Source organism: Kribbella sp. NBC_00889 (assembly GCF_045207705.1).
Classification (GTDB): domain Bacteria; phylum Actinomycetota; class Actinomycetes; order Propionibacteriales; family Kribbellaceae; genus Kribbella.
In genome coordinates this window covers 7,379,542-7,397,434 of record NZ_CP108783.1, presented here as the reverse complement: position 1 = coordinate 7,397,434, position 17,893 = coordinate 7,379,542, and the positions used below count along the sequence as shown (strand labels likewise).

The window sequence follows — 17,893 nt, the reverse complement described above, 5'->3', positions numbered from 1 at the left end:
AGTCGTGTTGCAGCCCGGCTCCGGACCACCTGATCCGGAGCCGGGCCTGTGCAGTCGGCGACTACCCCTGTCGCCGATCCGAACCCGCCGAGGGCGGGATGTTCTGGTTGAGCCGGAACAGGTTGGTCGGGTCGTAGGTGTCCTTCACCGCGACGAGCCGCTCGTAGGTCGCCGGCGGGTACGACGCACGGACGATGTCCTGGTTCGTCTCGCCGGTGAAGTTCACGTACGACGCCGCGTCCGAACCGAGCGCGGCGCCCGCGGCGCGAGCCCACTGAACCGCGGTGTCGAAGCCATCGGCGTCCGGGGTCCGCGCGACCACGTTGAGGATGTACTCGTGGTCCCGCGTACCGAACGCGGTGGCGTCGGCCGGAACCCGGCCCATCGCCCCACCGAGATGGTGAATGTGGAGCTCGGACACGCCGTTCGGCACCTGGGCGTGCGACGAGACGATCGCGTCGACCGTCGCCGGCCCGAGGTCACTGAAGAACGCCGACCGGAAGTAGTTCCGCATGCCCCGCGGGAACAGTGGATCGAGCAGCGTCTGCATCGCGTTGTACGGCATCGGACCGAACAGGTCCGCGACCACAGGCGCGAGCTCACGGAACGGCCGGGTCGCTGCGTCACCATCCTCGGCCTGCCCGGACCACATGCCGAGTACGGCGACGATCGGCTTCCCGTGCACTTCCTCGGGCAGGAACGGCAACGGCGGTGCCGTGGTGAGGTTTATTGCCAGCGACAAGTCGTCAGGTGCCGAGGCCGCTGCCGCACCGAATCCCCGCAGTACGTCGGCCGCCTTGTCGCCGGGGTAGAAGACGATACCGGCGAAGACCGTCGGACCGACCTCGTACGCCTTGAACTCGAACGACGTGACGACGCCGAAGTTGCCGCCACCGCCACGCAACGCCCAGAGGAGCTCCGGGTTCTCGTCCTCGCTCGTGTGCAGGTACCGGCCGTCCGCAGTGACGACGTCGGCCCCGACCAGGTTGTCGCAGGCCAGGCCGGCCCGGCGGACGAGCCAGCCGATCCCGCCGCCGAGCGTGAAGCCGGCGACACCGGTCGTGGACACCAAGCCCCCTGTTACAGCCAGGCCGAACGCCTGTGCCTCGGCGTCCACATCGCCCCAGGTACATCCGCCCTGCGCCACGATCCGGCGCCGGTCGGGGTCGATCCGTACCGCGTTCATCGGGGACAGGTCGATCACCAGTCCACCGTCCGTGGTCGAGAAGCCCGGGATGCTGTGGCCGCCGCCCCGGACGGCCAGTGTGAGCCCCTCGCTCCGGGCGAACTCGACTGCCCGGATGACGTCGGCCACCCCGCGGCACCGCACGATGAGTGCGGGTCTCTTGTCGTGCGCGGCGTTCCAGATCGACCGCGCCTCGTCGTACGAAGGATCGGTCGGGCGGACCAGCTCGCCACGAAGTCCCTCGGCGAGCTCACCGAGCGTGGCCTCCCCGAGCGTGTCCTGTCGCGCTTGCGTCGTTGTCATCGCTACTCCTGATTCGTCCCCTCCAGGAGGTTTTCCTGGACGACACGACGCTAGGAGGACGGCCTTCGCAGTGGCTTAGCGTGACTTAGCGGGCCGTGAGCGGACGCTGTGGGAGGGCGGCGGCCCGCGCCGTACCGATGTGGCAGCCCAGCCGGGCGAAGAGTTCGGACGCTGCCCGGCCGTGTCTGGCCAGTGTCTCGGTGTCACCGTCGTCCTGGGCGAGTTCGGCGGCGAGGAGCCGTATCCACGCCTCGAGGCGCAGGTACCCCTGCGGATGGAAGGCCTCGATCACCTGTTCGGCGAGCATCCGGGCGGCGTGCCGTTCGCCGGCGAAGAGTTCGACGATGACGAGGTTCAGCAGAGCGCCTGCCGCGCCGGGTACGTCGTCGACGGCCTCGCCGCGATCGACGGCGATGCGGGTGAGGCGTCGTCCGGCTCCGGCGTCACCGGCGGCTGCGGACAGCAACCCCAGGTTCGCCAGGCTGAGGTTCTCACCGCGGCGATCTCCCAGCTGCTCGCGGATCCGCAGCGCTTCGCGGAGATGCTCCTCGGCCGGTTCGAACAGGCCCTGGTCGCGCTCGATGCACCCCAGATGGTTGAGAGCGTGGCCGAGCCCGGCCGCGTCGTCGATGCCGGCGAACGTGTCGACGGACCGCCGTACGGCGTCCAGCGCGGCGTCCAGGTCGCCCGCAAGCCGATGGGCGTCGGCGAAGGCGGACAGAGCGTAGCCGCGGCCCGGTACCGCGCCGACCCGCCGCCCGAGCAGGAAGGTCTCCTCGAACACCGGAACCAGCGATCCGTCGACGGGCGCGAGCGGCATACACATCGTGACGGCGGGGAAGAACGGGACAGCGGTCGGGTCGATGAGACTCAGCCGCCGCAGGCATTCGGCGAACCGTTCCTGAGCGGGTACGACGTCCTCGCGGAAGAGTGCAGCCATCGCGGCCAGCCCGCGGGCGGCGGCGGCCACTGGTGCCGCTGCCAGGGAGTCGGCCCGGACGAGCGCGTTCGCGGCGATCTCCTCGATCTCATTGAGGTCTCCGTTCCCCAGCAGCAGAGTGCCGCGCAGTACCCGGGCGGACACCACGGCCGCAGGGTCGTCGGACTGCGCGGCAACAGCGACGGCTTCGTCCCCGAGGCCTGGGAGCCGGTCGCTCAGACCCCTCCGAGCGTCGAGGGTCGCCAGCGCGAAGAACGCTCGCTCTCGTTCCGGGGACGGTGGGGCGGTCGCCTCGAGAATGCGCTCGAGCCAGCCGGCCCCTTCGGCGAAATGACCGCGTGCCAGCCAGTACTGCGACAGGGTCACTCCGAGCAGCAGGGCCCGTTGGTGATCGTGGTGGAGCGCCCAGGCGAGTGCGGCGCGAAGGTTGTCGTGGTCGGCGTCCAGCAACTGCGGACGTTCGACGACAACGCTGGCTCGCTCCGGGTCCTGGCCGGACGCCAGTTCCAGGAAGTGCCGGCAGTGCGCGGCTTCGAGCGGTCCGATCTCCCGCGCGGCGACGAGCCGCTCGCGTGCGAACTGCCGGATGGTGTCCAGGAGGCGGTAGCGGGAGCGAGGGCCGTCGTGGTCAACCACCAACAGGGACTTGTCGACCAGGCGGCCGAGGTAGTCGAGCACGGTCGGACCGGGAATCCGCTCGTCGGCGCACACCTGCTCGGCCGATGGAAGCGAGAAGCTTCCGGCGAACACGGCGAGCCGGCGGAGCAGCACCTGCTCGTCGTCCGACAGCAAGGCGTGGCTCCACTCGAGCGCTGCCCGCAGCGTCGCGTGCCGGGTGATCTCGCCGTGCCGGCTCAGCAGCGGAAGTGCTTCGCCGAGGCGCTCGGCGATCTCTGCCGGCTCGAGGTGCGAGGCGCGTGCGGCGGCGAGCTCGAGTGCGAGCGGGATGCCGTCGAGACAGCGGCAGATCTCGACGACGGCGCCGGCGTTGTCCGCATCGAGGACGAAGCCGGGGCGGACGTCCTGGGCGCGCTCGACGAAGAGGCGTACTGACGCCAGAGTCCCGAGTCGGTCGAGATCACCCGCGTCCGCAGGCTCCGGGAGCTCGAGGGAGGGCACCCGGAAGGTCACTTCGCCCGGAGCATGCAGCGGTTCGCGGCTGGTCGCGAGCACGGTGACGCCGGGGCAACCTCGCAGTACTGCGCTGACGAGTCCAGCACAGGCGGGGAGCAGGTGCTCGCAGTTGTCGAGCACGAGGAGGAGGTTTCGGGGAGCCAGGCGGGTGATCAGGGTGCGCAACGAGTCCGAGCCTGCCGCGGGATCCAGCCCGAGTGCGGCCGCGACGGTATCGGCAACGAGGTGCGGATCCGCGACCGGCACGAGGTCCGCGATCCAGACGCCGTCGGCGTACTCGTGCAGCCGGCGGGCCGCCTCCTCCGCCAGCCGGGTCTTGCCGGCACCGCCGACGCCGGTGAGCGTGACCAGGCGGCCTCGCGCCAGCAGACGATGGACATCGGCGATCTCCCGCTCGCGCCCGACGAAGCTCGTCAACGCCGGTGCGAGATTGTGCCGGACCGTCGTCGGCGGGTCGTCGACTGTGACGCTGCCGGTCAGCAGGTCGCGGTACACCCGTTGCGTCTCCGGGTCCGGATCGGTGCCGTACGTCGTACGCAGCTCGCCGCGCAACCGTTCGTACTGCGCCAGCGCCTCCGACAGCCGGCCCATCGTCGTATGGCGTCGCATCAGGCTGCGGACGGCGCGTTCGTGCAGCGGGTCGATCGCGAGTGCGCGCTGCAGGGCATCGAGCGCCTCCACGTCCTCCCCGGCCTCGGCAGCCGCGTCCGCGAGGTCGACGAGGAGGTCGCAGTAGGCCTCCCGGAGTTCCTCGCGCGGCCGGACGGCCCAGTCCTCGAACCGGTCCTCGGGGAGCAGATCGCCCGCGTACGCCGCGACCGCGGCGCGCAGGTCCGCGAGATCACCGCTCGCGCGGGACAGCGCTGCCAACCGCTCGAACGTCCGGACGTCGACCTCGACGCTGTGATTGGCCCGCAGCACCACGAAGTCGTCGCGCAGTTCGAGCAGGCCATCGCTCGACTCGTCGCCGGCGAGCACCCGGCGGGCGACGTACAGCGCCTGATGGAGATTGTTGACCGCGGACGTCGGCGCCCGGTCCGGCCACAACGCCTCGAGCAGTACGTCGCGGTGCAGCCGCTGATCCCGCGTCAGCGCCAGCATCTTGACCAGCGTCCGCGCCTTCCGCAGACGCCAAGCCCGGCCATCGACAGGCAACTGCCCGCGATCGACCCCAAATCCCCCAAGCAGCCGGATCCGCACCTCACCCTCCCCGAAGAGCGTAAACACGAAACTGCCCCCGAGCACCTGTGGTTTTCTGGGCGACGTGACTGACGAGGTTCATTTCACCGCGAGGTTCCCGACCAAACGGATGGCCGCCGACTGCTTGTTCACCGACCAGGCGGGGCGGTTGCTGGTGCTCGATCCGCCGTACAAGCCGACCTGGGACCTGCCGGGTGGCGCGGTCGAACGTGACGAGTCGCCACGCCGCGCCGCCCAGCGCGAGGTCCAGGAGGAGTTGGGGCTCGTGGTGGAGCCTGGCGCGTTGCTCACCGTGGATTGGGTGCCGCGACAGGGTGACTTCACCGAGGTGGTCGCGTTCATTTTCGATGGCGGCGTACTCACACCGTCCGACATCGACCGCATCGCCCTCGACCCAACCGAAGCGAGCACCTTTCGCTTCGTGCTGTTGACCGAGGCCGAGCACCTCCTCGACTCCAACCAGTACGCCCGAGTCACAGCCGCCCTGAACGCCCGGACGTCCACGACCGCCTACTTGGAGAACGGCTCCCCACGTCTGTGAATCCGGCAGAATGGTCGCGTGTCGGCGGCGTGGTGGTCTGTGGGGGCGGGCGTTGTTGGTGGCGTGCTGCTCCTCTGGCTGGCGCTGATCGTCGCGCTGTGGATCGGCCGGCCGGACGAACTACGTGTCCGTGATGCGCTGCGACTGCTGCCCGATCTGGTCCGGCTCCTGCGTCGTCTCGCCGCCGACCCGACGCTGCCGCGTGGGGTGCGGGTCCGGCTCTGGCTCTTGCTCGCGTACCTTGCGCTGCCGTTCGACCTGGTGCCCGACTTCATCCCGGTGATCGGATACGCCGATGACGCTGTGATCGTGGCGTTCGCGCTGCGCTCAGTCACGCGTCGGGCAGGCAGCGAAGCTCTCGACCGTCACTGGCCCGGATCCCCCGAGGGCCTGGCCGCCGTCCGCCGCCTCGCTCGGATCCCGCCTGTCGGTGGTGCCGTCTAGTGTCCCGAGTCGTGACGGATACTGCGTTTGTTGCCGCCCTGCGGGACTCGTACGACGCCCTGGCCGCGGAGCATGCCGACATCGTGGCCTCGAGTCTGGATGACCGACCGCTCGATCGTGCGCTGTTCGCCGCCTTCGCGGAACTGGTACGGGCCGGAGGCAACGATCTCGTCGCCGATGTCGGCTGTGGACCGGGCCGGGTGACGATCCTGCTGTCCGACTTGGGACTGGACGCGTTCGGTATCGACTTGTCGCCTGGGATGCTGGCGTTGGCCCGGCGTACCCATCCGCACCTCCGCTTCGAGGAGGGCTCGATGCTCGCGTTGGATCTGCCGGACGCAGCCCTCGGCGGACTGCTCGCCTACTACTCGATCATCCACGTCCCCTGGGATCAGCGGCCACAACTCTTCGCCGAGTTCCACCGGGTCCTCGCGCCAGGCGGCGTACTCATGCTCGCCTTCCAGATCGGCACCGAACACAACCACCGCACCGAACTCTTCGGCACCCCCATCTCCATCACCTGGTACCGCCAACAGCCAACCGAGGTAGCCGCCCTCCTACGAGACGCCGGCTTCAACCCCTGGACCACCACAGTCCAAGAACCCGACACCCCCGACACCCCAGCCCGCGGCTACCTCCTAGCCCACAAACCCACCTGATGGGCCGTCGCATGCACAAAACGGTGCCTGTCGGGATGGGGCTTGGGCGATGATGCTGTCGTGAGCGGCTCCGGAGTGGACGCGATCCGGTTCGAGGTCGCCGACCGCAGCCGGCCGCAGCAGCTGGCGGCAGGCCGAGCTCTGAAACTGTTGAGCATGCGGTCGGTTCAGGTCTTCCCGAAACCGGTGACGACGTACTGGTGACCTTGTCATCGGCAACAGTCTGGCAGCGGTTGTACACAGGCCTGTGGACAACGCCGTTCACTGCGTGGCCAATCGTTACCGAACGGCCTTGACTCCTGTGACGAGACCGAAATACTTCTCGTGGACCAATCCCCAGCACCGTTCGAGGACAGACATGACCCCCGTGGGTACCCGTTCCCGTGCCGCGAGCATCGTCGCTGCGGCTGGAGCATTGTCACTGCTGCTCGGCGCGACAGCTCTCCTGGTGGCGCCTTCGGCCAACGCCGACCAGTCGGTCGCCGCCAACGGCCACAAAGGCAACCCGCCAGGCAACAACGGCACGGTCAAGATCGAGGACGACGACATCCAGAGCGGACCACCGGACAACAACCCGCACCAGGGCTGCACGTTCGTGGTCGAGTTCTACAACTACGACAAGGACCCGTCGTTCAACGCGACGGTGACCTTCAAGGACCAGGCACCGACTGCGGATGCCGGCCTCCAGGTGGTGTCCGGCAATCTGAACCCGTTCATCGGTGAGGATGCGGCCGGTGGTGGTACAGACCTCGACGCCAGGGAGACGTACACGCTGATGTTCACCGGTCAGCCGCATCCACAGCAGGGCTACCACGTGAAGCTCACCGTCAACGCCCCCGGCTCGATCGGCAAGGACATCAAGCACAAGGTCTTCTGGGTCGAGGGCTGCAACACCACCACTCCGCCCACCACCCCGCCGACGACGCCTCCGACCACGCCTCCGACGACGCCGGAGACGACCCCGCCGACCACGCCTCCGACCACACCGGAGACGACCCCGTCGAAGTCTCCGTCAACATCGCCGTCGGAGTCCCTGTCGACCTCGCCCACCGCGACCTCTTCGACTCCGGCCTCCGACGTATCGGGGGACTCGGAGTCGCCCACTCCCGGTGTGCCGACCGAGGTCGACGCCGGTCTCGGTGGCGGTTCGGCCAGTTCGGTTGCCGGGATCAACAGCCCGTTCAGCCTGACGGGTGGTCTTCTGCTCGCGGCCGGCGGCCTGATGCTCGCCGGTGGAGTGGTCGTCGGTCTCCGGCGACGCGGAAGGCACAGCGCCTGACATGAGTTCTGCCCGCCGTCGCGGCCGTCGCGCCCCACTCCGGTGGAGCGGGGCGGTCGCGATTGTCGGCGCGGGCGTGCTCGTTGCCGGCGCGTACCTGCAGTTCAATGACGACGCTGGTACTTCGCCGTCGCCGACGGGCTCCCCTTCGCCGGCAGCAGCGGTTGCGGGACGCTCGAACGGGGCGGTCGCCGAACCACCTCGGGCAGCTTCGTCCTCTGCTGCCACGACCTCGTCGACCGGCCGTGTCCCGGCGGCTCGCGCTGGACGGCCGACCAGCCTCACCATTGCGCAACTCGACGTCAAAGCTCCAGTCATCGCCATCAAGGCCGCACACGGTGCGCTGACGCCGCCATCAGATCCGTCGACGGTCGGTTGGTGGTCAGGAGGCGCACAGCCCGGCGGCGCGCGTGGTTCCGCGGTCATCACCGGGCACACGGTTCACAACGGTGGTGGGGCCTTCGACAAGCTCGACCAGCTGGTCCCCGGGTCGGTCGTCGTCGCGTCGACGGTACGTGGTCAGCTGCGTTACCGAGTCGCGTCGGTGACGACGTACCGGAAAGCCGCGCTCGCGAAGAGGGCGACGCAACTGTTCGACCAGAGGGTTCGTGCTCGGCTGGTCCTCGTGACCTGTGAGGACTGGAACGGCAAGGTCTACCTCAGCAACGTCGTCGTGATCGCCCTTCCGATCACGTAGCTCCTCGGTTCGTCAGGGCTGGAACAGTTTCCACTGGCCCTCGGAGATGATGTCGACGGTGCCGTCGACCACCTTGATCGCGGTGTCGTCGTCGATTGCGTACGTCGGCGCAGGGATCCGCGCCGCCCACTTCTGGGCGTTGGCCACGGATGCGTCGAGGTGCCACGGGTGCTCGAAGTGGGGGATCACCCCGAAGTCCACGAGTCCCGCTCCCTGTCCCGTGACCAGGATTCTGTCGAGGTCACCCTCGGGCGTGGCGAACACGACGTTCTCCGTCTTCAGCGGGCCGTCGCTCGGGCGGGGCGGATCGACGAACGTCTCGACGAACGTGGAGGTAGCTGCGATGCTCCCGGCGCTCACACCCACATAGACCGCCTCGGAGCGCAGCGTCGGCAGGAGATCGGTCAGTCCGGAGCGCCGCATCCAGTTGGCGAGAAACAGCGGGTCGCCGCCCCCGAACAGCAGTGCGTCGGCGTCCCGGACCGTCGGCATCCAGGTGTCCTCCTCGATGCTCGGCACGACCGACAGCTCCAGGATCCCCAGCGATTTCCAGCCCAGACCACACAACAACGACGACCGCTTGCCGCAGATCGCCTCCCACGCCATACCGGGCCCGCCCGGGAACGGGTACAGGGCGGTGGGGATGAACAGAGCGTTGGACTCGGCGATCGGCTTGCCCAGCAGGTCAATCAGCGCGTCGCGGATGCTGCCGTTCTTGACCCCGCTCGACGTGAGGAGAGCTCTCATGTCCCACCTTCCTGAGTTGCCATCGCGTGATGCTCAACCGCCTAGGGCAACAGTCAACGACATCCACGACGCCACCGCCAGCAGAGCTGCAGCGAGCACCTCACGAGGTCGATGAAGCGGCCGCGTCATCAGTGCCACGCACTGTGCGGCGGCTAGTTGTTGCGGTGGGCTATGACTCGGGTGAGGCCGAGGGTGCGGCCGGCGTCGGTGTGAAGCATCTGCGCTTCTTCCTGTCCCGGCGTACCGCTGTCGTGGTCGCAGGCTTCGTTCCACTGCAACCAGTCTCGCCACCCGTCGGGCAATCGATCAGCGAACTCGACGGTGACCAGGCCGGTCTTCTCCCAGTGCCGGCGCCATCAGGCGGGGCTGTGCCATGCGCAGAAGTCCCATTTCCAGTAGGGCTCGAGGTGTGGTGGGGGAAGCGTCTCGTACTCCTCGGCGAGCCCGGGCTGAACGATGCCGATCTGACCGCCGCGTTTGACGAAGCGTGAGTAGTAGCCGAGATAGAGGTCGTCGGTGCCGAAGTAGTGGTAGGCGCCGATGCTGATGATCGCGTCGAAGAAGTCCTCGGCGAAGGGCAGGGCGTGGGCTTCGGCGTAGATCGGGTGAACCTGGTCTTCTGCGTGTGCCTCGGCCGCGCGGCGCAGGTTCTCGTCGGGCCTGACCCACAGGTCAGTCGCCCACACCTCAACACCGAACTCCTTGGCCAGGAAGATCGAGCTCAAAGCGGTGCCACATCCCATGTCGAGTACCCGCATACCGGGCTCAAGCGACATGAGATCAGTCAAGGCCTCCGCCTGCCACACAGCGTTCGGCCCCATCCCCCCGTCAACCATCCACCGAGCCGAATACCCAGCAGACCGCGGATACCGCTCGTTCCTCAACAGCACCTCAAGCTCCCCATCATCCACGCGACCGGAGTCTGGGCGAGTATTCACAACCAGGCAACCGGAATATTGGCTGATTGGGGCGTTACCGTTCGGTGGCTACGGCGAGGGCGGTCTCGTATTCGTTGGCCGTGATCGGAACGACGCCCGTTTGGAAGTCGGCCCTTGCCTTCTCGGACGGGGCCATTCGCGACAGCACTGTTCCCATTGACACGGGCGGGTCCCATTCCTCGACCTGAGCCAGCAACTCTCCGCGAGTGGAATCGCCCGGACACGCCTGCGGCTCGGACGGTGTCCAATCATGGACAGCCGAGGCAAGCTCGGCGCGGCCGACGAACACGCGCTCGGGTGCGCCTAGATAGAGGAGAATCTGGTCGCCGGACGCAAGCGCGTGGGCGTGCGGCTCGTCGGCGCCGATGCCCCACATGCTGACTCGCAGGAACCCAGCGGCGAGCGCGCGTACGGCGTGGCCGTCCGCCTTCACGAGGTTGAACAGGTACTGCGCCACCTTCGGGATCGTACCTCCGCGGGCGGTACCAGAACCCCAATGATCCAACGCCCGTAAAGTCTTTTGGTGTCGGTTGTCGGATCGACCGGGGGCCGTTCGTAGCGTAGGTGGAGGCGGACAGCGGGTCCGCTGGAGCCGGAGGAGCAAACATGCCCGAGTACCTCATCTACTTCAACCAGCAGTGGGTGGGCGACCACACCGAGGAGTGGTTCCGTGGGCGCGGGCCGCTCGCCATGGCGGTCACGGAGGAGATGAAGGCCGCCGGCGTATACGTCTTTGCCGGGGGTCTGGAGGAGGAGGACGGCCCGATCTACAGCGCCGACCCCACCAGTGGCGAGGTGTTGATCACCGACGGGCCCTACGTGGAGACCAAGGAGTTTCTGGGCGGGTTCGCTCTGGTGAACGTGCCCGATGACGAGACCGCCAAGATGTGGGCCGGCAAGGTCGCGGAGGCCTGCGGTTGGCCCCATGAGGTCCGCCGCTTCAAGCCGCAGCCTCGAGCCAAATAAGTCCACCGCCATGTTCCTCACCACCTGGTGAGGAACATGGCGCGTCTCTCGAAGGCGCGGAACGCGGTGTGTGCGGTCGGTTCGATGGCAGGATGCGGTCGTGTTCGAGTGGCATGGCTGCGCGGTCGTCGTACCTTCTCCCGGGGCAGAGGACGACGAGGCTGCAGACAACCGATCGGTGGGGATCCTGTCGGCGGTTGAGAAGTACCTCGACGAACAGACGCGCCAGTCGAGCACCTCGTTGAGTGGATTTCCCAAGCACCCTTGAGGGAAGCGGACGCCTCCTCAACGGGCGGCGGCAGGTCTACAGTCACGAGAGTGACTGCGACATCGACCCCGCTGCCGATCCTGCCAACCTCGCTGGTGGGCAGTTACGCGCAGCCGGACTGGCTGATCGACCGAGCCAAGCTCGCTGGCCGCTTCCCCCCGCGGGTGCGGGCGAAGGAGCTGTGGCGGGTCAAGGCGGAGTACCTCGAGCAGGCGCAGGACGACGCCACGTTGCTGGCCATCCGCGCCCAGGAGAGGGCGGGACTCGACATCCTCACCGACGGTGAGATGCGGCGCGAGTCGTACAGCAACCACTTCGCCACCGCCCTCGAGGGCGTCGACATCGACAACCCCGGGTCGGCCCTCGATCGCAGTGGGCATCCCAACCCGGTGCCGCGGATCGCCGGCCCGATCGCGCGGCCGCGCCCCATCGGCGTCCGCGACGTGGAGTTCCTGAAGGCGAACACCGACCACAGGGTCAAGATGACCGTGCCCGGTCCGTTCACGATGTCGCAGCAGGCACAGAACGACCACTACCCCGACCTCGCGTCGGCGGCTCTGGCGTACGCTGCCGCAGTCAACGCCGAGATCAAGGACCTGCACGCCGCCGGCGCCGACCTGGTCCAGATCGACGAGCCGTACATGCAGGCACGGCCCGAGGCGGCCCGCGAGTACGGCCTCGTCGCGCTCAACGCCGCGCTCGACGGTGTCACTGGCACCACCGCCGTCCACATCTGCTTCGGGTACGCCGCGATCATCCACGAACGGCCCGAGGGGTACTCGTTCCTCCCCGAGCTGGCCGGATGCTCAGCCGACCAGATCTCGATCGAGACCGCACAGTCGGGTCTCGATCTCGGCGTCCTGAGGGACCTCAGCGAGAAGACCGTCATCCTCGGTGTCATCGACCTGTCCGACCCCGAGGTCGAGTCCGCCGAGCTGGTCGCCGATCGCGTACGGCGAGCCTTCTCCTACACCTCCCCGGACCGGATCACCATCGCCACCGACTGCGGGATGAAGTACCTCCCTCGCGCAAGTGCTGAGGGAAAGATGCGTGCCATGGCCGGCGCGGCGTCGATCCTCCGCGCCGAGCTCTGACGGAAGCCGTACAGCCGGGCTCAGCAGCCAGCGAGAACGTATCGGACATCTACGTGGCCGGCGGGATAGGGGAAGCGATGAGCTCGGGCGTTGCGGCTGAATCAGAGCTAGGGTCCCCGGGTATGGACATGCTGAGGGGCGACCAGATCGCCGCGGCCAACCTGACCGACTGGCGCAAGCTCGCCCAGGGACTGCACGCCCGGTACGTGGTCGACGACTTCGGCGCCGGCGCACGGTTCGTCGCCGCGGTGGGCGAGGCGGACGACGCTCTCGGCCACCACCCGCGCGTGTCGATCGGCAATGGGTACGTCGACCTCAAGCTGGTCACTGACGACGCCATCTACCGCGACGATGAGGGCACCGAGCATGTCGTCGAATGGGTGACCCAGCAGGACGTCGACCTCGCGCGACGGATCACCGAGATCGCCGCCAACCACCAGTTCGACGCCGACCCGGCCTCGGTCAGCGACATCGAGCTCGGCCTCGACACGGCGCACTCTGCGACCATCGCCCCGATGTGGTCCGTCCTGCTGACCGGGAGCGCTGAGGCCCAGGGCCGCGGAACCCCCAGCGACGAAATCCGAGACGCCACGGGACGGGTACCGAATCTGTGGTTCGGGGACGCCGACGAGCACGAGACCCCGCGTCAGCGGTTCCACGTCGAGGTCTATGTGGCGCCCGAAGTGGCCGATCAACGGATCGCCGCCGCCGTCGCCGCGGGTGGGACCGTCGTCGATGAGAGCAACGCGCCCTCGCTCACCGTGATCGCCGACCAGGACGGCAACCAGGGAATCGTCTGCGTGGACGTGTCCGCTGCGAAGAAAGAATGAAGCGCCGACTCGGTTGACCCGCGGCCGCGATTCCGCCCCACCCGCACAGCGGCCATGAGAGTAGGTGACGCATCGGGCTGGTTGTGCTGGCGTCCGCCGATCCACGATGCTTCCGACATGAGCGACGGACTGCCGCAGTTCCCGTACTACCCCGACCCCGTCGCGACGGGATCTGTCGTTGCATCTGCGGAGGTATGCGAGCGATGCGGCAAGGCTCGCGGTTTCATGTACGTCGGCCCGGTGTACGCCGTCGAGGAGGTCGAGTTCCTCTGTCCGTGGTGCATTGCGGATGGAAGCGCGGCCGACCACTTCGATGCTGACTTCACGACAGCGGATGGCGCGCCAAGCGACGTACCGGCAGCGGTACTGGACGAGATCGTGCGTCGGACTCCAGGCTTCGCGGGGTGGCAGCAGGAACGTTGGATGTTCCACTGCGCCGACGGCGCGGAGTTCCTCGGTCGAGCCGGCTGGGAAGACGTGGCAGCACTGCCCGGCGCGATGGAGTCGCTCCGCTTGGACGGAGGCTTGGACGACGCGGCGATGCGGAACCTCAGTGCTGACGGAGACCTGACAGGTTATCTCTTCCGCTGTCGCCTCTGCGGGCTTGGACTCGCGTACTGGGACTGCACGTAACGCAGCCTGCTCCCCGATCTGACTTGGCTTCAGCTCGGCAGACTACTTGACCACCTTGAGGGCGCGAGAGCCGAGCAACGGAGGCCATCACCACGGCGCATCGGTAGGGTACACAGGTGGCCGACCGTGTGATCGTTGACGAGGACGGAGTCTGGCTGACCGAATCCGGTAGGACGTTTGGCTACCCCTGGTCGGAGCTGACGGGGGCGGGCATCTCCGTGTTGCTGCTGCCGCCGGACGACAGGCGCCTCATCACGGTGGAGGTTGACCATGTCAGTGGCGATTTCCTGTCGATCACCGATGGGGTCGAGGGATTCGAGGAAGCGGTTGAGGCCCTCGTGGCGCGGAGCGGAGGCGAGCCGCCAAACCTGGCGACACTCTCCTCGGAGGACACTGTAAGCATCGCGTTAGCTGGCGAATCTCCCTCGGCGTAGCACGCTCGCGCTGGTGCGCTGCGCCCGCTGTCACGATAGGTCCGTGACTCCCGTACCGATTCGTATCGGCGTTGTCGATCCTCGCCTCACACGCTTACACCAACGGCTGACGTACGACGGCCTCCTGGAGGGCCTGCCGAACCGGCGCATGAACGAGGCGCAACTCAGCCACGACCGGAACCTCGGATACCTGGTACCGGTCGATCAGGAGCCGATTGAGGGCTTCGAGAACTATCCATTCGGGGGTGCGGCGAGACTGCCGGCCATCCGCGTCGAGGCCGCGTTCTCCTCGAACGCCCTGTCGGGCGATCCACTCCAGCGCAGCGCTGCCCTCGTGATCTGGTATCAGCATGGGTGGGCACTACCCATCGAGACACCCGTACTTTCACACCTGGCTTCCGTTGAGTGGGCATCAATCGCACTCGACGAAGACCTCTGAGCGTTGCCCATCGCTTGAGTGGCCAACAATCGCTCACCGGCATGAGCGCGGAATGCGGCAGATCCGGTTGCCGCAGCGCACGCCATCTGCGGCACGTCCGAGCGACATGGTCCCTTCGTCGGGCCGGTCTGGCGACGGTCATGAATGGTTGCCTAGTCGTCGCCGCACCACACGCCGTCGCAGGGTGGGCGAAGCCACCACCTCGTAACCAGCCTCGAGGAAGACCTGCACCAGCCCGACCGACGCCTCGTCCCAGATCACGGTCTTGCCCGGCGGCGGCTCGATCGGGTACCCCTCCAGGACGCGGGCGCCGACCTGCTCGCCGTACTCAACGGTGGCGGCGGCGAGCTCGTAGGTCAGCCCCGACTGACGCCGGCCCTTGCGCACGACGAAGCACGTGACTGACCAGACGCCCTCAAGCTCGGGGTCCATCCGCATCCACGCCTGCTTCCGGCTCCACAGCCTCGGGTAGTTCTCCCGCGGCTCGACCGCGACCCAGCCGGCCGCCTCGCCGTCGACGTACCCGATCAGCCCCGACGTCGGTCCGGTGGTGGTGCCGCAGGCGGTCTGCTCCAGCAGCGCGGCATCCCTCTGCTCCTGGGTCGTGTCCCGCCAGATCCAGCCGGGCACCTTCAGCGCTTGGCAACGGCACTTGTGGGCTCCGCCCGTGGCGAAGACCGCCTCGACGTCCTCTGTCGATGCTTGATTGGCCGGGAGCCACATGAAGTCGGGCATGCAGCAATCATGCTCTTCGCTGGGCATGCCATCGTCGAAGACCGCGGTCCACCACCGGCACGCGAACGAACGGGCGGAGGGTCTGGGAGAGACGGTCGTCGTACCAGCAGGTCCACGCCTTCACTATCTGCGGCAGAAGAGGACGTTGGCGTTACTGTCGGCGTAGCGGGCCGTCCGCCGGTTACGTCGCGACGAAGATCTTGCCGATGTCGGGCTCATATCCGAAGTCGACGTTCTAGGTTGTTAATCAAGCGCGCCGGTGGCAGTGGGTTTCGAGCAATGCCCGCAGCGGCGCGGGATCGCCCGTAACCAGCCCGCTCTTGGGCAGCACGAGTACCGCCGCACCAAGCCGCTCAGACGCGCGCAGAACGAACGACCGGTCCGTCTCGACATACCGCAGGTATTGAGACCACGCGGCTGCTTCGCTCCGGCTTGCGCTGGTGAGACGTAACCCCGTGTCATCCACAGTGGCCCGGATGGGCTCGGACAGCCAGGGATTCCCGCGCATGAGCAGGCGTACCTGCCAGCGATACATCCAGCGGGCGGCGACGAGGATCGGGAACAGCAGCACGCCGAGCCCGATGGCGACGAGCGCCACCGTGGCGAGGACTACGACGTCACCCGCCGACATGGCCCCGGAGCCGTCAGAAAAGACGAGCCCGAGGAGAATCCCGACGAGCGCGGCGACGATCAGTAGCGGGACCAGCCAGGGACGCCGGACGCGGCGCCGGTGGGCGACGAAGCCGTCGAGCCAGTCGTCCTCGGTGAGGGTGTAGCTGAGTTCGACCGGGCCGACGGTGATCTGCTCAGATGACATGAGAGGGCAGTGTATTCCCGGCGTCCCGTCCGTCTGGTGGGTGGGCAAGTGGCATCTCAAACGGCGGCTGCCGTACTGGCTCGATCTTCGACATGACCAACGACGTTTCAGCACCACGGCCCGTCCCGGCGGTGCGACCTAATGGCCACCTGGCCCGAAGGTGACGGCTGCGATGTTGGGGGCCGAGCACAGGACCGAAGGTGTTCAACGCACTCTTCTCGGCATGTTAGTTCGCGCTGCCAGCGGCAGATCCGGGCGTATGCAGTGGGCGGGTGCCGATCGACGCCTGTCGCGGCGGTTTTACCCGCACTGCCAGGTGAACAGAGCGTCTTGTGGCTGTTGGGCGTTCTGGACGAGGTAGTACAGCTGACCCACATCGCCCCACATCATGTCGGCGTCGTCATCCGAGGCCACCTGCAGCAACAGCTGCCAGTCGGACGCGGCCGACTGGGCGCTGAGGTCGTTCCAGTCGAACGGTTCGCCGCCGAGCCCGCACCGCAATTGTTCGACTTCCATCTCGACTGGACCTTGCTGGGGGCAGGGATGACCTCCGATCTGGTGGGTGTCGTAACCGCCGCCCGGCAGTTTCCACAGACGTTCGTACAGAGCGCCCACGGATGGCGCCGGAACGCCTGGCCTTGGACCAGTCAGCCCATGCCTGTTCCAGACCGCCTGTGCCATCGGCGTCTCATGCGACGGCCAGGTCACCGTTCGCACCGCCGCGAGAGCGACGACCGGAAACGGGGCAAGACCGGGTGGCACCGGAGTCGCGGTGTCGGTGATGTTGGCTCGGGTGCTCAGTTCCGGGTGGAGATGAAGCACCCGAAACCCGGGGTGGCTCGCGGGGTCCCAGGATCCGACCGTGCTCTCGCCGACGTCGTACCTGTCATCGAAGTAGAAGAAGGCCAACCGGCCGTCGGTTGGCAGCCCCAGCTCGGGCAACATCGCCGCGACCGGTGCGCAGTCGAAACTCAGCACGTGGCCGAGCGGGCCATGTCCTTCCCACACCGGCCAGGAATTGACAGGCAGCGTGGGCAGTCCGCCAAGCTGCGCCACAGCCAGCTCGTTCTCGCCCGCATGAACCAGCCGAAGGGCCGGGCGCAGCATGGCAAGGAAATCCTCCGCGGCACCGGCCGGCAAGTGTTCTCGCGCGAGCGCGGTCACGGTGCTGAGGCGCTCGTCGAACTCGTCGCGCGTTCGGATCGGCGCCACGACCTCTGACTCATGCTTTTCTGCGGTGTACTCCTCGATCTGTCCGCCCGGATCGGCACGAAGGGTCACGGTCGACGTCACGCCGTGGACGTCCCGCAACGTCAACGTCGCGTGCAACGAGCCATTCGCACTCAGGCGAATGCCGTCCGTGCCGCCACCCACGGCGTGCGTCGACCCGCTCGCAAGCGGCAACTGCTTCAGCGCCTCCTCGCTGTGGCGTGTGAGCCGCCCGCGCACCTCCTGCTCCACCGCCGCACGCCGCGCCATCAACTCGTCGTACCTGTCGGCCGGACTATTCGGGTCCACACGGTTCACCATGACCGCAACCTAACCTCCTCGGCGAATGCGCACACATCGGCAGATCTGTCGGTGCAGGGCGTTAGCGTGCCGGGGGTGC

At 67.6% G+C, this 17,893-nt stretch carries 20 protein-coding genes; 12 read left to right on the top strand and 8 right to left on the bottom strand.

Annotated features, from left to right (window positions below; translation table 11 throughout):
- Window positions 1–61: 61 nt before the first annotated feature.
- Together OG817_RS36245 and OG817_RS36240 are read right to left on the bottom strand one after the other, a co-directional pair.
- Entirely contained in the window at window positions 62–1,489 is a 1,428-nt protein-coding gene (locus OG817_RS36245; protein ID WP_406049402.1) for an FAD-binding oxidoreductase, read from the bottom strand.
- 85 nt (window positions 1,490–1,574) lie between these two features.
- A complete protein-coding gene (locus OG817_RS36240; protein ID WP_406049400.1) occupies window positions 1,575–4,763 on the bottom strand; it encodes a BTAD domain-containing putative transcriptional regulator in 3,189 nt (1,062 codons plus the stop codon).
- Between the two features lie 64 nt (window positions 4,764–4,827).
- On the opposite strand from OG817_RS36240, the gene OG817_RS36235 reads away from it, so the two are divergent.
- The 6 genes from OG817_RS36235 (at window position 4,828) to OG817_RS36210 (ending at window position 8,383) form a co-directional block, all read left to right on the top strand.
- The gene (locus OG817_RS36235) at window positions 4,828–5,304 is read left to right on the top strand and encodes an NUDIX domain-containing protein (protein WP_406049399.1); all 477 of its coding nucleotides are present in this window, start codon (window positions 4,828–4,830) and stop codon (window positions 5,302–5,304) included.
- Window positions 5,305–5,322: 18 nt separating this feature from the next.
- Window positions 5,323–5,748 carry a YkvA family protein gene (locus OG817_RS36230; protein WP_406049398.1) on the top strand — a complete coding sequence of 142 codons (426 nt, stop codon included), beginning with the start codon at window positions 5,323–5,325 and terminating at the stop codon, window positions 5,746–5,748.
- Window positions 5,749–5,759: 11 nt separating this feature from the next.
- Window positions 5,760–6,407, top strand: coding sequence for a class I SAM-dependent methyltransferase (locus tag OG817_RS36225; RefSeq protein WP_406049397.1), 648 nt, complete (start codon window positions 5,760–5,762; stop codon window positions 6,405–6,407).
- Between the two features lie 60 nt (window positions 6,408–6,467).
- Window positions 6,468–6,611 (top strand): hypothetical protein, encoded by a 144-nt coding sequence (locus OG817_RS36220; protein ID WP_406049396.1) that lies wholly within the window; start codon window positions 6,468–6,470, stop codon window positions 6,609–6,611.
- Window positions 6,612–6,765: 154 nt separating this feature from the next.
- Window positions 6,766–7,686: a hypothetical protein gene (locus OG817_RS36215; protein ID WP_406049395.1), complete on the top strand. Its 921-nt coding sequence runs from the start codon at window positions 6,766–6,768 to the stop codon at window positions 7,684–7,686.
- 1 nt (window position 7,687) lies between these two features.
- Entirely contained in the window at window positions 7,688–8,383 is a 696-nt protein-coding gene (locus tag OG817_RS36210) for a class F sortase (RefSeq protein WP_406049394.1), read from the top strand.
- A 12-nt stretch (window positions 8,384–8,395) separates the two neighbouring features.
- Here OG817_RS36210 and OG817_RS36205 read toward each other — a convergent pair whose 3' ends face one another.
- From OG817_RS36205 to OG817_RS36195, 3 genes are all read right to left on the bottom strand, one after another.
- On the bottom strand, window positions 8,396–9,130 hold the full coding sequence (locus tag OG817_RS36205; protein ID WP_406049393.1) for a Type 1 glutamine amidotransferase-like domain-containing protein: 735 nt from the start codon (window positions 9,128–9,130) through the stop codon (window positions 8,396–8,398).
- Between the two features lie 356 nt (window positions 9,131–9,486).
- Window positions 9,487–9,951: an SAM-dependent methyltransferase gene (locus OG817_RS36200; RefSeq protein ID WP_406057590.1), complete on the bottom strand. Its 465-nt coding sequence runs from the start codon at window positions 9,949–9,951 to the stop codon at window positions 9,487–9,489.
- Window positions 9,952–10,102: 151 nt separating this feature from the next.
- Window positions 10,103–10,525, bottom strand: a complete 423-nt coding sequence (locus tag OG817_RS36195) for a hypothetical protein (protein ID WP_406049392.1) — start codon at window positions 10,523–10,525, stop codon at window positions 10,103–10,105.
- Window positions 10,526–10,674: 149 nt separating this feature from the next.
- Between OG817_RS36195 and OG817_RS36190 the strand changes: the two genes are divergently transcribed.
- The 6 genes from OG817_RS36190 (at window position 10,675) to OG817_RS36165 (ending at window position 14,732) form a co-directional block, all read left to right on the top strand.
- Window positions 10,675–11,034 carry a YciI family protein gene (locus OG817_RS36190; protein ID WP_396394180.1) on the top strand — a complete coding sequence of 120 codons (360 nt, stop codon included), beginning with the start codon at window positions 10,675–10,677 and terminating at the stop codon, window positions 11,032–11,034.
- A gap of 318 nt (window positions 11,035–11,352) precedes the next feature.
- Window positions 11,353–12,396 carry a hypothetical protein gene (locus OG817_RS36185; RefSeq protein ID WP_406049391.1) on the top strand — a complete coding sequence of 348 codons (1,044 nt, stop codon included), beginning with the start codon at window positions 11,353–11,355 and terminating at the stop codon, window positions 12,394–12,396.
- Window positions 12,397–12,518: 122 nt separating this feature from the next.
- A complete protein-coding gene (locus tag OG817_RS36180) occupies window positions 12,519–13,226 on the top strand; it encodes a 4a-hydroxytetrahydrobiopterin dehydratase (RefSeq protein WP_406049389.1) in 708 nt (235 codons plus the stop codon).
- 117 nt (window positions 13,227–13,343) lie between these two features.
- On the top strand, window positions 13,344–13,859 hold the full coding sequence (locus tag OG817_RS36175) for a CbrC family protein (RefSeq protein ID WP_406049388.1): 516 nt from the start codon (window positions 13,344–13,346) through the stop codon (window positions 13,857–13,859).
- 116 nt (window positions 13,860–13,975) lie between these two features.
- Entirely contained in the window at window positions 13,976–14,293 is a 318-nt protein-coding gene (locus OG817_RS36170) for a hypothetical protein (RefSeq protein ID WP_406049386.1), read from the top strand.
- Window positions 14,294–14,336: 43 nt separating this feature from the next.
- Window positions 14,337–14,732, top strand: a complete 396-nt coding sequence (locus OG817_RS36165; RefSeq protein WP_406049385.1) for a hypothetical protein — start codon at window positions 14,337–14,339, stop codon at window positions 14,730–14,732.
- A 138-nt stretch (window positions 14,733–14,870) separates the two neighbouring features.
- Here the strand turns inward: OG817_RS36165 and OG817_RS36160 are convergent, their stop codons facing one another.
- The 3 genes from OG817_RS36160 to OG817_RS36150 form a co-directional block, all read right to left on the bottom strand.
- A complete protein-coding gene (locus OG817_RS36160; RefSeq protein WP_360364286.1) occupies window positions 14,871–15,467 on the bottom strand; it encodes a hypothetical protein in 597 nt (198 codons plus the stop codon).
- Window positions 15,468–15,714: 247 nt separating this feature from the next.
- Entirely contained in the window at window positions 15,715–16,284 is a 570-nt protein-coding gene (locus OG817_RS36155; protein WP_406049383.1) for a YcxB family protein, read from the bottom strand.
- Window positions 16,285–16,584: 300 nt separating this feature from the next.
- Window positions 16,585–17,814: a YwqG family protein gene (locus OG817_RS36150; RefSeq protein WP_406049382.1), complete on the bottom strand. Its 1,230-nt coding sequence runs from the start codon at window positions 17,812–17,814 to the stop codon at window positions 16,585–16,587.
- Between the last annotated feature and the right edge of the window lie 79 nt (window positions 17,815–17,893).